This is a genomic window from Actinophytocola sp., from assembly GCF_049647105.1.
Lineage (GTDB): Bacteria > Actinomycetota > Actinomycetes > Mycobacteriales > Pseudonocardiaceae > Actinophytocola.
The window spans coordinates 50,884-64,958 of record NZ_JBARWZ010000254.1; the positions used below are offsets into that span (position 1 = coordinate 50,884).

13 protein-coding genes are annotated in these 14,075 nt (G+C 69.8%); 4 read left to right on the forward strand and 9 right to left on the reverse strand.

Annotation, left to right across the window (positions count from 1 at the left end):
* Positions 1-2: 2 nt before the first annotated feature.
* The 3 genes from purL to purS are packed head-to-tail and all read right to left on the reverse strand — an operon-like array spanning position 3 to position 3,165.
* Positions 3-2,261, reverse strand: a complete 2,259-nt coding sequence (purL, locus tag WBA97_RS29775) for a phosphoribosylformylglycinamidine synthase subunit PurL (protein WP_424234272.1) — start codon at positions 2,259-2,261, stop codon at positions 3-5.
* Positions 2,258-2,929 (reverse strand): phosphoribosylformylglycinamidine synthase subunit PurQ, encoded by a 672-nt coding sequence (gene purQ, locus WBA97_RS29780; protein WP_424234273.1) that lies wholly within the window; start codon positions 2,927-2,929, stop codon positions 2,258-2,260. Before purQ ends, purL begins: the two co-directional genes overlap by 4 nt.
* Positions 2,926-3,165, reverse strand: a complete 240-nt coding sequence (gene purS / locus WBA97_RS29785) for a phosphoribosylformylglycinamidine synthase subunit PurS (RefSeq protein ID WP_424234274.1) — start codon at positions 3,163-3,165, stop codon at positions 2,926-2,928. Before purS ends, purQ begins: the two co-directional genes overlap by 4 nt.
* Before the next feature lie 201 nt (positions 3,166-3,366).
* Here purS and WBA97_RS29790 point away from each other — a divergent pair, with 201 nt between their 5' ends.
* Positions 3,367-4,374 carry an NAD-dependent epimerase/dehydratase family protein gene (locus tag WBA97_RS29790; RefSeq protein WP_424234275.1) on the forward strand — a complete coding sequence of 336 codons (1,008 nt, stop codon included), beginning with the start codon at positions 3,367-3,369 and terminating at the stop codon, positions 4,372-4,374.
* Positions 4,375-4,395: 21 nt separating this feature from the next.
* On the forward strand, positions 4,396-5,949 hold the full coding sequence (locus WBA97_RS29795) for a GMC family oxidoreductase (RefSeq protein ID WP_424234276.1): 1,554 nt from the start codon (positions 4,396-4,398) through the stop codon (positions 5,947-5,949).
* 281 nt (positions 5,950-6,230) lie between these two features.
* Here WBA97_RS29795 and WBA97_RS29800 read toward each other — a convergent pair whose 3' ends face one another.
* Positions 6,231-7,718 carry an aldehyde dehydrogenase family protein gene (locus WBA97_RS29800; protein WP_424234277.1) on the reverse strand — a complete coding sequence of 496 codons (1,488 nt, stop codon included), beginning with the start codon at positions 7,716-7,718 and terminating at the stop codon, positions 6,231-6,233.
* Positions 7,719-7,802: 84 nt separating this feature from the next.
* Between WBA97_RS29800 and WBA97_RS29805 the strand changes: the two genes are divergently transcribed.
* On the forward strand, positions 7,803-8,444 hold the full coding sequence (locus WBA97_RS29805; RefSeq protein WP_424234278.1) for an MBL fold metallo-hydrolase: 642 nt from the start codon (positions 7,803-7,805) through the stop codon (positions 8,442-8,444).
* Between the two features lie 224 nt (positions 8,445-8,668).
* Here WBA97_RS29805 and WBA97_RS29810 read toward each other — a convergent pair whose 3' ends face one another.
* Entirely contained in the window at positions 8,669-9,379 is a 711-nt protein-coding gene (locus tag WBA97_RS29810; protein WP_424234279.1) for a DUF2334 domain-containing protein, read from the reverse strand.
* A 118-nt stretch (positions 9,380-9,497) separates the two neighbouring features.
* On the opposite strand from WBA97_RS29810, the gene WBA97_RS29815 reads away from it, so the two are divergent.
* Positions 9,498-10,307, forward strand: coding sequence for an SAM hydrolase/SAM-dependent halogenase family protein (locus WBA97_RS29815; protein WP_424234280.1), 810 nt, complete (start codon positions 9,498-9,500; stop codon positions 10,305-10,307).
* 6 nt (positions 10,308-10,313) lie between these two features.
* Here WBA97_RS29815 and WBA97_RS29820 read toward each other — a convergent pair whose 3' ends face one another.
* The 4 genes from WBA97_RS29820 to WBA97_RS29835 form a co-directional block, all read right to left on the reverse strand.
* Positions 10,314-11,123 carry an MOSC domain-containing protein gene (locus WBA97_RS29820; protein ID WP_424234281.1) on the reverse strand — a complete coding sequence of 270 codons (810 nt, stop codon included), beginning with the start codon at positions 11,121-11,123 and terminating at the stop codon, positions 10,314-10,316.
* Positions 11,124-11,186: 63 nt separating this feature from the next.
* Positions 11,187-12,620, reverse strand: a complete 1,434-nt coding sequence (gene purB / locus WBA97_RS29825) for an adenylosuccinate lyase (RefSeq protein WP_424234282.1) — start codon at positions 12,618-12,620, stop codon at positions 11,187-11,189.
* 70 nt (positions 12,621-12,690) lie between these two features.
* Complete coding sequence (locus WBA97_RS29830) at positions 12,691-13,278, reverse strand: TetR/AcrR family transcriptional regulator (RefSeq protein ID WP_424234283.1); 588 nt, start codon at positions 13,276-13,278, stop codon at positions 12,691-12,693.
* 33 nt (positions 13,279-13,311) lie between these two features.
* On the reverse strand, positions 13,312-14,058 hold the full coding sequence (locus WBA97_RS29835) for a hypothetical protein (RefSeq protein ID WP_424234284.1): 747 nt from the start codon (positions 14,056-14,058) through the stop codon (positions 13,312-13,314).
* Between the last annotated feature and the right edge of the window lie 17 nt (positions 14,059-14,075).

The window sequence follows — 14,075 nt, forward strand, 5'->3', positions numbered from 1 at the left end:
CCCTAACCGAACAGGGCGGGCAGCGTGCCCTCCCAGACTTCCGCCAGCTCCGTCAGCGACAGCTCGCCGATGCCCTCGATGCGCAGCGAGGACGTCTCCGACACCGCGCCGAGCCGCTGCCACGGCAGGCCAGCCTCGTCGCAGCGTGCGGTGAACGCGTCGGTGTCCGGCACCGACACCAGCACCCGCGCCGACGACTCACTGAACAGCGCGACGAACGGGTCGCCGGTCAGCTCGACGTCGCAGCCGCGGCCCGTGACCAGGGTCGACTCCACCAAGGCCTGTGCGAGGCCACCCTCGGACAGGTCGTGGGCGGCCGAGATCCCACCATCGCGCAAGACCGAGGCGATCGCGGCTTCACGGCCGAGGTTCACGGCCGGGGGTCGCCCGCCCAGGTGGCCGTGCACGACGTGTGCCCACTCCGAACCGCCGAGTTCGTCGCGGGTCTCGCCGAGCAGGACCAGTGTGTCGCCCGGGTTGCCGAGACCGGTCGGGATCCGGGTGGCGACGTCGTCGATCACGCCGAGGACACCGACGACCGGCGTCGGCAGGATCGCCGTGGTGCCGGTCTGGTTGTAGAAGCTGACGTTGCCGCCGGTCACCGGGATGCCCAGCTTCACGCAGCCATCCGCCAGACCGCGCACGGCCTGCTGGAACTGCCACATCACCCCCGGGTCCTCCGGCGAGCCGAAGTTGAGGCAGTTCGTCACCGCCACCGGCCGGGCGCCGGACACCGCGACGTTCCGGTACGCCTCCGCCAGTGCGAGCTGCGCCCCCGCGTACGGGTCCAGATAGGTGTAGCGGCCGTTGCAGTCACAGGAGATCGCGACGCCGCGGCCGGTCGCCTCGTCGATGCGGATCATCCCCGAGTCCGACGGCTGCGCGAGCACGGTGCCGCCGCGGACGTACCGGTCGTACTGCTCGGTCACCCACCGCCGCGACGACAGGTTCGGCGAACCGGCCATGCGCAGGATCTCCGCCCGCAGTTCGTCCGAAGTGGACGGACGGGCGAGTGAGTCCGGCACCGCGACGACGACATCGTCCTGGAACGACGGGCGCGACACCGGGCGTTCGTACACCGGGCCCTCGTGCGCGACTGTGCGTGGCGGGACGTCGACGACGGTCTCGCCGTGCCAGGTGATCACCAGCCGGTCGCCATCGGTGACCTCGCCGATCTCCGTCGCGATGACGTCCCACTTGCGGCACACGCGCATGAACGCGTCCACATCGGACGGACGGACCACCGCGCACATGCGTTCCTGCGACTCGGACGACAGGATCTCGGCGGGTGTCATTCCCGTGGCACGCAAGGGAACGCGCTCGAGGTACACGTGCATGCCGCCGTCACCGGCGGAGGCCAGCTCCGAGGTCGCGCACGACAGCCCGGCACCACCGAGGTCCTGGATGCCGACGACGATGCCCTCGCCGAACAACTCCAGGCAGCACTCGATCAGCACCTTCTCCGTGAACGGGTCGCCGACCTGCACGCTGGGCAGCTTCTTGCGCCCGCTACCGCCCTCGTCGCCCGCGAACGTGTCCGACGCCAGCACGGAAACGCCGCCGATGCCGTCGAGGCCGGTCCGCGCACCGAACAGGATCACCTTGTTGCCCGTCCCGGAGGCGTGCGCGAGATGCAGGTCCTCGACCCGCATCGAACCCACGCACAGCGCGTTGACGAGCGGGTTTCCTTGGTACGACTGGTCGAACACGACCTCGCCGCCGATGTTGGGCAGGCCGAGGCAGTTGCCGTAGCCGCCGACACCGGCGACCACACCGGGCAGCACGCGGCGGGTGTCCTGCGCGTCCGCGGCACCGAAGCGCAGCGGGTCCATCACGGCCAGGGGCCGCGCGCCCATCGCGAGGATGTCGCGCACGATGCCGCCGACACCGGTCGCCGCGCCCTGGTACGGCTCCACATAGGACGGGTGGTTGTGCGACTCGACCTTGAACGTGATGGCCCAGCCGTCGCCGATGTCGACCACACCGGCGTTCTCGCCGATGCCCGCGAGCATCTTCTCGCGCATCTGTTCGGTCGTGGTCTCGCCGAAGTACCTGAGGTGCACCTTCGACGACTTGTACGAGCAGTGCTCGGACCACATCACCGAGTACATGGCCAGCTCGGCGTCGGTGGGGCGGCGGCCCAGGATCTCCCGGATCCGGGTGTACTCGTCGTCCTTCAGCCCCAGCTCGCGGTACGGCTGCGGCGTGTCCGGAGTGGACGTGGCGTGGTCGACGGAGTCGACGTGTGCGGTGGTGGTCATGCGAGCACCGTCCCCAGGACCGAACGGAACATGGCGAGGCCGTCGTCTCCCGGCCCGGTCAGCGCGTCGATCGCGTGCTCGGGATGCGGCATGAGGCCGACGATCCGGCCGTCCGCCGAGGAGATCCCGGCGATGTCGCCGAGCGAGCCGTTCGGGTTGACGTCCAGGTAGCGGAACACGACCCGGCCCTCACCCTCCAGTTCGTCCACGGTGGCCTTGGCGGCCGCGAACCGGCCGTCCATGTTCTTGACCGGTACGACGATCTCGGCGCCGGTCTCGTAGCCGGACGTCCACTCCGTCGAGGTCCGCTCGACGCGCAGCTTCTGGTCGCGGCACACGAAGTGCAGGCCCGCGTTGCGCGACAGCGCACCCGGCAGGAGCCCGGCCTCGCACAGGATCTGGAAGCCGTTGCAGATGCCGAGCACCGGCATGCCGCCTCGGGCGGCCGCGACGACCTCGCCCATCACCGGCGCGAACCGGGCGATGGCGCCGGCCCGCAGGTAGTCGCCGTAGGAGAACCCGCCGGGGACGATCACCGCGTCCACACCGCGCAGGTCCGCGTCGCCGTGCCAGAGCGCGACGGGCTCACCGCCCGCGTAACGCACGGCACGCGCCGCGTCGGTGTCGTCCAGCGTGCCGGGGAAGGTGATGACCCCGATACGACTCACGACGGTGTCCTGCGGATCACGAAGTCCTCGATCACCGGGTTCGAGAGGAAACCGACGGCGATCTTGGCGAGCGTCTCGTCGTCGACGTTGTCGTCGACTTCCAGCTCGAAGTGCTTGCCCTGGCGGACATCGGAGATTCCGGTGAAGCCGAGGCGGGGCAGGGCATTGGCCACGGCCTGACCCTGTGGGTCGAGGATCTCGGGCTTGGGCATGACGTCGACGACGACTCGGGCCACGACAGGCAGCTCCCAATTCGAGGGGTGTCTGGTACGCCGCGAGACTACCTGAGCTGCGGGTTCACCCTGTCGGGCGCGTCGGCGCCCCACGACGCCAGCAGGCGAAACGCCTCCTCGCACGGTGTGCCGCGGCGGCTGCCGGTAGTTCGCCCAGCGCGAGATGACTGGCGGCCCGCCTCGTCGTCGGGACAGGGTGGCGGCATGAGGATTCTGGTGCTGGGAGGAACGATCTTCGTCGGCCACGCCGTCGCGGCCGAGGGGCTGGCGCGGGGGCACGACGTGGTGTGCGCGGCGCGGGGCGAGTCCGGCGCGGTCCCGGACGGGGCGAGGTTGGTGAAGGTCGACCGGGACACCGAGGACGGCCTCGCGCCGCTCGCGGGCGAGGCCTTCGACGCGGTGGTGGACGTGTCACCGCTGTCACACCCGTGGGTGTCGCGGGCGCTGGCCGCGCTCGGTGACCGGGCTGGTCACTGGACTTTCGTGTCGACGATCAACGTGTACGCGGACAACGAGACCCTCGGCCAGACACCCGCGACCGGCCCGCTCGTCCCGGCGATCGAGGAGCACGCGACCCGCGACGAGATGATGGCCCGCGGCGAGGACGGCGTGCTGCTCTACGGCGGCATCAAGGTCGCGAGCGAGAACGCGGTGCGCGACGCGCTGGGTGACCGTGCGTTCGTGGTCCGACCTGGACTGATCACCGGATCGTGGGACCGCAGTGACCGGTTCGGTTACTGGCCGGGCCGGTTCGCGCGGGGCGGCCGGGTGCTGGTGCCGGACACCACGTCGCCGATCCAGATCATCGACGTGAAGGACTTCGCCAGATGGATCGTCGACGCGGGTGAGCGGGGCACGGCGGGCACCTACGACGCAGTCGGCCCGCACCGGCCCACGATCGAGATGATCGAGGAGATCGCGTCGGTGACCGGCTTCGACGGCGAGCTCGTGAAGGCGTCACCCGACTGGCTGGCGGCGGCGGGCGTGAACCCGTGGAGCGGCCCGAAGTCGCTGCCGCTGTGGCTACCGTCGGGCTACGAGGGCGTGAAGACGCACGACCCGGCGCCGTCGATCGAGGCAGGACTGAAGATCACGTCGTTCGCGGACGCGGTGCTGGACGCGCTGGCCAGGGAGCGGGAGCTGGGCCTGCACCGCGAGCGCAAGGCGGGCCTGTCCACAGAAGACGAGACGGTTCTGCTCGCGAAGCTGTAGCGAAGATGGCAGGGTCGGGGGATGGCCGAGATCTTCGACTACGTGGTGGTCGGTGCCGGTACCGCGGGGTGTGTGCTCGCGAACCGGCTGAGTGAGAACGAGGCGGCCAGGGTGCTGCTCCTCGAGGCTGGCGGTGAGGACGACGCCGACGAGGTGCACATGCCGGTCGCGTTCTCGGCGCTGTTCAAGACGAAGTACGACTGGAACTACGAGACGGTCGAGCAGAAGAACCTCGGCGACCGCTCCGCGTACTGGCCGCGCGCGAAGATGCTGGGCGGCTGCTCGTCGATGAACGCGATGATCTACATCCGAGGCAACCGCGCGGACTACGACGCGTGGCCATCGGGCTGGCGGTACGACGAGGTGCTGCCGTACTTCAAGCGTGCCGAGCACAACACCAGGCTGGCCGGCCCGTACCACGGCGTCGACGGTCCACTGCACGTCGAGGACCGGAGGTACACGCACGAGCTGTCACACGCGTGGGTCGACTCGGCGGTCACGTGGGGCATGAAGCCGACGGACGACTTCAACGGCGAGTCGCAGGAAGGCGCGGGCCTGTACCAGGTGACGTGCCGCAACGGCCGCCGCTGGTCCACGGCGGACGCGTACCTGCGCCCGGCGATGAGCCGGTCGAACCTGACTGTGCGCACGCACGCGCTGGTCAACCGCATCGTCTTCGACGGCACCCGCGCGACGGCGGTCTCCTACTCCCGCCACGGCGAGGAGCTCGAGGTGGGCGCGTCCACCGAGATCCTGCTGTGCGGCGGCGCGGTCGGCTCGCCGCAACTGTTGATGCTGTCCGGTGTTGGCCCGGCCGAACACCTGCGCGAGCTGGACATCGAGGTCGTCGCGAACCTCCCTGGCGTGGGAGACAACCTGCACGACCACCCGGCGGCCGCACTGCTGTGGCGCACCAGGGGCACGACCGACCTGATCAACCTGGCGACACCGGCCCGCATGCTGCGCTGGCAGGCGACGGGCCGAGGCCCCTTCGCGTCGAACGTCGGTGAGGCGGGTGCGTTCTTCCACACCCGGGACGGCCTGGCCGCCCCGGACATGCAGGTACATGTCGCCCCGACCCTCTTCTACGACAACGGCCTGCGGGAACCGACGGTCCCTGGCATCACGGTGGGGGCGACCCTCGTGGACGTGGCCTCCCGGGGACGGCTGCGGCTGCGCTCGGCGAACCCACGGTGGCGCCCCCTGATCGACCCGGCGTACTACGACGACCCGACGGACTTCGACGCCATGCTCGCGGCGATGACCACACTGCGGGAGATCGCGGACGCGAGCCCACTGGCGAGGTACCTGGACGGCCCGTTCATGCCGGCGACCGCGGACCCGACGGAAGACGAGTTGCGCGACCACATCAGAACGGTCACGCAGACGCTGTACCACCCGGTGGGCACCTGCGCGATCGGCACGGTCGTCGACGCGGACCTGAAGGTCCACGACATCGAAGGCCTGCGCGTAGTTGACGCGTCGGTGATGCCGACCGTCCCCCGGGGCAACACGAACGCCCCCACGGTCATGATCGCGGAGAAGGCCGCGGACCTGGTCAAATCGACCCGTTGAGAACGACTGTTCGATTCATCCCCAGAGTTGTCCACACCTGTGGACAACTCTGGGGAACTGTCGTCCGCCTGCCGTAGGCTGGAAACCGGGGGCCGGAGGCCAGCCCGCCCGCAAGTCCTCGCCGTCTGCAACCGGGTCGGGCGCGGCGCACCCGGCCCACGATCACCGTCGTGGGCCCGATCTGTGGACAACTGGCATGGCTGTGGACAACCACCGTCGCCGCGACGGGAAACGTCGGTCCTTCCGCCTACGCTGGTGATTGGGGGGCCGCGGCCCCCCCCTCAGCGGCGCTTGCCGTGCAGCAGCGTGATCAGTTTCGTGACCGTCGCGTCCGTCTTCGCTGTGCGGTTGAACGTCGTCAGCACCAGCGGCACCTTGAATCGCTGCCGTGCGATGGCCTTCGGGCGGGCGAACTCCTTCAGGCCCTCCGGTCCGTGGATGCGTCCGAAGCCCGACTCGCCGATGCCGCCGAACGGCAGTGACGGGATGCCCGCGAAGCTGATCACGCTGTTCACCGCCGTCATGCCCGACCGCAGCCGCGCAGCCAGCTCCATGCCGCGACGCTTCGAGAACACGGTGGACGCCAGGCCGTACTTCGAGTCGTTGGCCTTCGCGATCGCCTCGTCCATGTCGGCGACCTTCGCGATCGTCAGCGTCGGGCCGAAGGTCTCCTCGCGCACCGCCACCGAGTCCTCCGGCACGTCGACCAGCACCGTCGGCTGCACGAACTTCTCACCGACCGCCTCGTTGCCGCCGACCAGCGCGCGGCCGCCGCGGGAGAGCGCGTCCTGGATGTGCCGCTGGATGATCTCCAGCTGGCCCGGCATGGTGATCGGGCCGATCTTCGCCTCCGGGTCGTCGCCCGCCCGCACCTCCTTGGCGATCTTCACGACCTTCGCGACGAAGTCGTCGTACACCCGTTCGTGCACGTAGACCCGCTCGACGCCGACGCACGTCTGACCAGCGTTCGACATGCCGCCCCACACCGCGGCGTCGGCCGCCGCGTCGAGGTCCGCGTCCGTGTCCACCAGCAGCGCGTCCTTGCCACCCGCTTCGATGAGCACCGGCGTCAGCGTCTCCGCGCACGCGGCCATGATCTTCTTGCCGGTGCCTGGCGAACCGGTGAACGCGAGCTTGTCCACACCGGACCGGCACAGCGCGGCGCCCGTCTCGCCGAAGCCCGTGATCAGCTGGAACACCGGCCGCTCCGGCACGACCTCGGCGAACGTGTCGGCCAGCCACTTGCCGACGCCCGGCGTGTACTCGCTGGGCTTGAACACGACCGCGTTGCCCGAGGAAAGCGCGTAGGCGATGGACCCCATCGGGGTGAACACCGGGTAGTTCCACGGGCCGATCACGCCGACCACCCCGAGCGGCTGGAACTCGACCGACGCCGCGTGGTTGGACATCAGCAGACCGGCAGGCCTGCTCTTGCGACCGAGCACCTTGGACGCGTGCTTCGCGGCCCACGCCGTGTGGTCGATCGCGAGCACGATCTCGAGCATGGCGTCGGCGTGCGGCTTGCCCGTCTCGGCGTGCACGACCTCCGCGAGCTGCGCGGCCCGGCGGGTGATGACGCCCTTCCAGCGCTGGAGAAGCTCGGCGCGCCCCTTGAAGCCAAGGCCGGCCCACCATGCCGCGGCGTCACGCGCCCTGGCGACCGCGGCGGCGACGTCGTCCTCGGTGTTGATCGGGTAGGTGCCGACCACCTCGTCAGTCGCGGGGTTGAGCGAGTCGAAGGTGTCCTGCTTCGCTTGCACGGCGGTCATCCCGAGCCTCCCTGGTCGCGTTCCGCCGCCTACGCTACCCGCCGGTAGCGGGCACCGCGACGCCCAGTTCGCTAGCCTGGCGGTGTGCGGATCGCTCACTTCGGGCACTCGTGCGTGCTGGTATCGACCGACTCGGCACGACTGCTCTTCGACCCAGGCACGTACTCGGACGGCTTCGAGGCGGTCACCGACCTCGACGCCATCCTGATCACGCACCAGCACCCGGACCATCTCGACGGTGCACGGCTGCCCGCGCTGGTCAAGGCCAACCCGGACGCCGCGCTGGTGTCCGATGAGGACTCGGCGGCGGCACTGGAGAAGCTGGGCCTGACGCCGACGTCGGTGGCGCGGCCCGGCGACACCCTCTCCGTCGGCGGCACCTCGGTCACGGCGGTGGGCGGCCGCCACGCGACCATCCACGAGGACCTGCCGATGCCGGCGAACGTGGGGTACGTCATCGACGACGGTGCCTTCTACCACCCCGGCGACTCGCTGTTCGTGCCCGATCAGCGGATCGACGTGCTGGGGCTGCCGATGTCGGCCCCGTGGCTGAAGACCGGCGAGGTGATCGACTTCCTGCGTGCGGTGGGTCCGAGGGTGGCGGTGCCGATCCATGAGGCGCTGCTGTCGGAACTGGGCTTCCGGGGACAACGGGGCTGGATCGCCAACCTGGCGCCGGACGCGGACTTCCGCCAGCTGCCGAGGACTGAGCTGACCGCGATCTGAGGTTGTCCACAGCTGTGGACAACACTGTGGATCGAACGCATGTTCGCCAGGAGATTGGCCTCCGGCCCCCCGTTGACCAGCGTACGGGCAGGCACCGACACTTCCCGCGCCGAGCGGCGGGGTTGTCCACAGGGCGGCCGGTTATCCACAGGAGCGCGTCTCCGCGGCACGGAACTGTCGGTCCTCTGCCGTAGCGTGGTTCGAGGGGGCCGGAGGCCAGCCGCCTATGCGGCGCGGGCCTGCCGGTGCGTCAGCAACGCCGGGTACGTGAGTGGGGTCGCGTCGTGGTGGAGCGCGATGTCGATCGCGTCCAGCAGGGCCTGCCGGGGCCCGGAGCGGGCCAGGTTGGTGGTGTCGACCGCCAGGCGGATCGGCCTGCCTCGGCGTGCCGCGTGGGACGCACCCATCACCAGGGCGAAGCACCACCACGGTTCGGTCCGCTCGCCGAAGCCGAAGCCCTGCACGCGTCCTCTGTGGACATGATCCGTACGCAGCACACGGATGCCCATCAAGTCCGCGCACAGCGCGAAACCCTTGTGGCGCAACGCAAGCAGCGTTCCTGGGGACGCCACCCAGCGTGGGGGCACGAAGGCGTCCGTGGTCAGGCCGAGGCGTTCCATGGTGGCGGCCGCGGCGGTCAGGCGGAGTCCGGCCTCGTGGGCAGGCAGTGATGCGAACTCGGCTCGGCGGCGAATGGTGCGGGTCGTGAGGTCGGCCGTGTGGTCGTAGCCATGTTGGAGTAGCGCGTTGCCCGCTGCTTGTTGCCCGCGCACCCAGTCGACCACCGGCCCCGGCTGGTCCGCGCCCGCGATCTTCGGGGCGAACAGCATCGAGAGCGGCACGCCCCGGGACGCCAGCTCGTCGCTCAGGTCGGCACTGCGCTCCAGGGTCCACGCGTTGATCCCGGACAGCGACACCATCAGTTGAGCGGTCACGCTCTCATGAGGCCATGCGTCGATGACTTCGCACTGACATCAAGGTGACATGCCACCGAACAGAGCGCCGATTCACCCGGAATTCCTACGCCGCGCAAGTGCGTGCCATTGTTTGGCGATGAGCTACGACTGGATCTCGTTCACGACCGACTACGGAATCGATGACGGATTCGTCGGTGTCTGCGAAGGGGTCGTCGCGCGGATCTCGCCCCGGCCACGGGTCATCCACATCAGTCACACGGTGCCACCGCAGGATGTCCGGCGGGGCGCCGCGATCCTCGCCCAGGCGGTGTCGTACCTGCCGTCGGCCGTGCACTTCGCGGTGGTCGACCCCGGCGTGGGGACCGACCGGCGTGGTGTGGTCGTGGTGGCCGCCGAAGGTGTGCTCGTCGGGCCGGACAACGGTTTGCTCGTGCCCGCCGCCGAACTGCTCGGCGGGGTGCGGGCCGCCTACGAACTCGTCAACCCCGCCTACCAGCTGTCGACGGTGTCGGCGACCTTCCACGGGCGTGACGTGTTCGCCCCCGCCGCCGCGCACCTCGCCGCCGGGGTGGCACCCGAGAACTTCGGCCCGGCCGTCGACACGGCCGGTCTCGTGCGGCTGCCGGAACCGGAAACGTCGGTGGAGCCGGGAAAACTCACCACCGAGATCCGGTACGTCGACACCTTCGGCAACATCCAGCTCGCCGCCACCGGCGCCGACCTCGACGCGAGCGGTGCCGCAGCAGGCACCACGGCGCACGCTCACCTCAACGGGCGGTCGGTGACGGCCACCGTCGGCCGCACGTTCGCGGACGCCATCTACGAAGGGCTCATCGTGTACGTCGACTCGGGTGGCCGGGTCGCACTGGCGGTGAACGGCGGCTCCGCTGCCAACGACTTCGGTGGCAGGCCCGGGGATCCGGTGCTGCTGTTGTTCGCGAGGTAGCCCCGATCAGTGCACCGTGATCTCGTCGCCAACCCCGATCTCGCCTGGGCTGGTCACCGTCACCTTGATGCCGAAGCTCACGCCGCCGTCCGGTTCGCGGCGGTAGTCGGCCAGGGTGCGTAACGGTTCCGGGCCCGCTCGTTCGCCGGTCGGCTGGTCGACCACGGTGACCTGGCAACGGACATCCGGCTTCACCCAGCGCAGCCGGGCAGTGCCGATGCTGAACTCGCGGATGTCGTCCTCCGTGTACGGCGTCTCCCAGCCCGCGATCACGATGTTCGGGCGGAACCTGGCCATCGGGACCGGGTCGGCGCCCTTCTCCAGGATGCGGGCGTTCAGGTCGTCCAGCGACGACAGCGACGTCAGGTGCAGCGGCGTCGAGTCGGTGAACGTGATGTCGCCGTGCAGTTCGTCCACGGACCTGTTGTGGTCCGGTGACACGCGTACGAGACGTAACTCCTCACCCACGACGGAGCTCGCCCACTCGGCCGCGTCGTCGCCCTGGTCGACGCCCTCGCCGTCCCAGACGCCGTGCACGCTGACCGGCAAGCGCCTGCCGTCCTTCGCGACGTCAAGAGCCAGCGACTGCGTGTCCGGCGCGGACAGCGTCAGCTTCTCACCATCCGCCGCCACGTCGGGCCGGATCACGGACAGTTTCGGGGTGCTGCGCTGGCTGCGGAACACCCCGTCCGAGGCGCGGACGAGCATGAACGTGCGGTCGTGCGCCATCCCGGTCGGCAGGATCCGCGCCCGCGTGAGCGGGGCGCCCGCGCAGCCCTTGACCGGGTAGTGCAGGAGATCTGAGACGGTTGCCACGGTATCGAGACTAGCCGTGGGAAAGCCGCGCGTCAGTGCGGTCGTCCATACCGATCACAGTCCTCACAGGATCGCGCCGGGGACGTACCTGGCCGCGTCGCCGTAGCGGGACACCACGTCCGACACCCGCTTCACCACCGCCGCCACCTGCGCACCGGCCACGCCGGTGAACGGCAGCCGGTCCGCCAGCAGTGCGTCCAGCGCCTGCCGGTCGAGCGGGATCCGGTCGTCGGCCGCCAGGCGGTCCACCAGGTCGTTGCGCTCGATGCCCTGCTCCCGCATCGCGAGCGCCACCGCGACCGCGTGCTCCTTGATCGCCTCGTGCGCCGTCTCGCGGCCGACCCCGGCCCGCACGGACGCCACCAGCACCTTCGTCGTCGCGAGGAACGGCAGGTAGCGGTCCAGTTCGCGCGCGATCACCGCCGGGTACGCACCGAACGAGTCCAGGACGGTCAGGAACGTCTCGATCAGACCGTCCAGCGCGAAGAACGCGTCCGGCAGCGCCACCCTGCGCACCACCGAACAGGACACGTCGCCCTCGTTCCACTGGTCGCCTGCCAGCTCACCGACCATCGACGCGTAGCCGCGGAGTATCACCGCGAAGCCGTTCACGCGTTCGCTCGAGCGGGGGTTCATCTTGTGCGGCATGGCGGACGAGCCGACCTGGCCGGGCAGGAAACCCTCGGTCGCCAGCTCGTGGCCGACCATCAGCCGGATGGTCTTCGCGAGGCTCGACGGCGCCGCCGCGACCTGCACCAGCGCGGACACCACGTCGTAGTCGAGCGAACGCGGGTACACCTGGCCGACGCTGTCGAACACCCGGGAGAAGCCCAGATAGCCGGCGATCTTGCGCTGCAGCGCGTCGAGCTTCGACGTGTCGCCGCCGAACAGGTCGAGCATGTCCTGCGCGGTCCCGACCGGCCCCTGGATGCCACGCAGCGGGTACCTCTCGACCAGGCTGTCGAGCCGTTCGAACGCCACCAGCAGCTCGTCCGCGGCGGACGCGAACCGCTTCCCCAGCGTCGTGGCCTGCGCGGCAACGTTGTGCGAACGGCCCGCCACCACCAGCTCGCTGTGCTCGGTCGCGAGCGTCGCCAGCCGCGCGAGCACCGCGACCACGCGGTCCCGGATGTGCTCAAGCGACCGGCGGGTCTGTAGCTGCTCGACGTTCTCCGTGAGGTCGCGGGACGTCATGCCCTTGTGCACGTGCTCATGGCCGGCGAGCGCGTTGAACTCCTCGATCCGGGCCTTGACGTCGTGCAGGGTCACCCGTTCGCGGGCCGCGATCGACGCCAGGTCGACCTGGTCGATCACTCGTTCGTAGTCGGCGATCACCCCGTCAGGGACGTCGATGCCGAGGTCTGCCTGGGCTTTGAGCACGGCGAGCCACAGCCTGCGCTCCAGGACGATCTTGTGCTCGGGTGACCACAGCTCGGCCAGTGCCACGGAGGCGTAGCGGCCGGCGAGAACGTTGGGGATACGCGGCTTGGACGTCACGTTTCGCCAGCTTAATCGGTCACGCTTCAGCAGCTGGTCGAGCGTGCGGGACGTCGGGCGGGTGGCGCGATCAGGTCCGCAGCGAGTCCCGGAGCATGCGGTGCGCGGCGGCCCTCGGGTCGGGGTCGACCTCGATCAACGCGTTGACCACGGCACCGTCGACCAGCGCGATCAGCTGCTCGAGGCGGCGGTCGTCGACCGGGCTGCCGCAGCGGTCGAGGACCTCCTGCAGGAGACCGCGCAGCTCGGCACCGAGAGTGCCCATGAGCGGACGCAGATATGGCCGCCTGCCGGTCGCGACAAGGCGTTCGTAGCGGAGAAGCACCAGCTCGGCGTCGCGGTTGCCTGCCGGAGGGCCGAGGAGCTGGTCGAGCACGAGGTCGACGACGGAGTCGAGATCGCGGTGCTCGGCGGGCAGCGCCTCGAGCTGCGCGCGGCCGCGCTCCAGCTCGGTGCGGCCATGGTGTTCGACAGCGGCGGCGATCAGTTCGTCGAGCGAGTCGAAGTAGTAGGTCGTGGAGGCGAGCGGAAGTCCCGCACGTTCGGCGACCGCACGGTGCCGCAGCCCTTCGAAGCCGCTCTCGACCAGCAGCGCCGCCGCGGCCTCGACCAGTGCCTGGCGACGCCGCTCACCTTTGGGGGTGCTCGCGGCTGTCATTGTCGGGGCATCGTACGGCCGTGCGAGGGGACCCTAGTAAAGCTGTCCCAGCTCGCGGGCGATCTGCTCGATGTCCGACCCGAATGGGGCAGCGCCGCCCGGGCTGACGGGCTCACTCACCAAGAACACCTGGCGGCCGTCGTCAGTAGGCGCGTCGGCCTGCACACCATCGGTCGCCTGCGCGCTCAGCACCACATTGCCGGGGAGAAGCAGAACGCTGATGCGACCGCCGGGAAGGTCGAAAGCAGCACCGGTGGCGCCCTTCGGGCAGCTCAAAGAAACCGGCATCGCGGCGTCGACCTTGATTGAGGCGGCGGCCGGGAGCTCGCCCGCGAGGGCAGCAGCGAGCTCCCGGTCCACCTGTTCGCACCCGCTAGGGGTGCCGGCGGGCCCCGCAGGCCCGCCATTCCCATCCGAAGAGCCCCCCTGCTTGGGCGTCTCCGGCGGGAAGTCTTCAGTACCACCACGCTCTGTTGGCGCGGCTTCTTTGTTGCCCTCGACTGGTAACTCGTATGGAGCAGCGTTTTCGTTACCGCCTGATGTGGCACTATCCGCATTTGTTGCGCCAGCGCCCATGGTCGGCCCTGTCCACAATGCCACGCCGAGTGCCGTCGCGCCCGCGAGGACGGCCACACCAAAGGCGGAACCTGCGAGTACGCCGTTCCGGTGACGGACGCGCTGACGGCCGGACTCCTGGGCGACGTCAGAGACCGTGAAGGTCGACGGCGGGGTCTCCGCCACCGCGTCTTTCAGCAGGTCAGCAAGCTTCTTCTCGTCCACTCCGCCACCTCCTCCGC

Excerpts from the sequence above, each read along its gene's own strand:
- purL (WP_424234272.1), bottom strand. The coding sequence starts at position 2,261 with ATGACCACCACCGCACACGTCGACTCCGTCGACCACGCCACGTCCACT.
- WBA97_RS29790 (WP_424234275.1), top strand. The coding sequence starts at position 3,367 with ATGAGGATTCTGGTGCTGGGAGGAACGATCTTCGTCGGCCACGCCGTC.
- WBA97_RS29795 (WP_424234276.1), top strand. The coding sequence starts at position 4,396 with ATGGCCGAGATCTTCGACTACGTGGTGGTCGGTGCCGGTACCGCGGGG.
- WBA97_RS29800 (WP_424234277.1), bottom strand. The coding sequence starts at position 7,718 with ATGACCGCCGTGCAAGCGAAGCAGGACACCTTCGACTCGCTCAACCCC.
- WBA97_RS29815 (WP_424234280.1), top strand. The coding sequence starts at position 9,498 with ATGAGCTACGACTGGATCTCGTTCACGACCGACTACGGAATCGATGAC.
- WBA97_RS29830 (WP_424234283.1), bottom strand. The coding sequence starts at position 13,278 with ATGACAGCCGCGAGCACCCCCAAAGGTGAGCGGCGTCGCCAGGCACTG.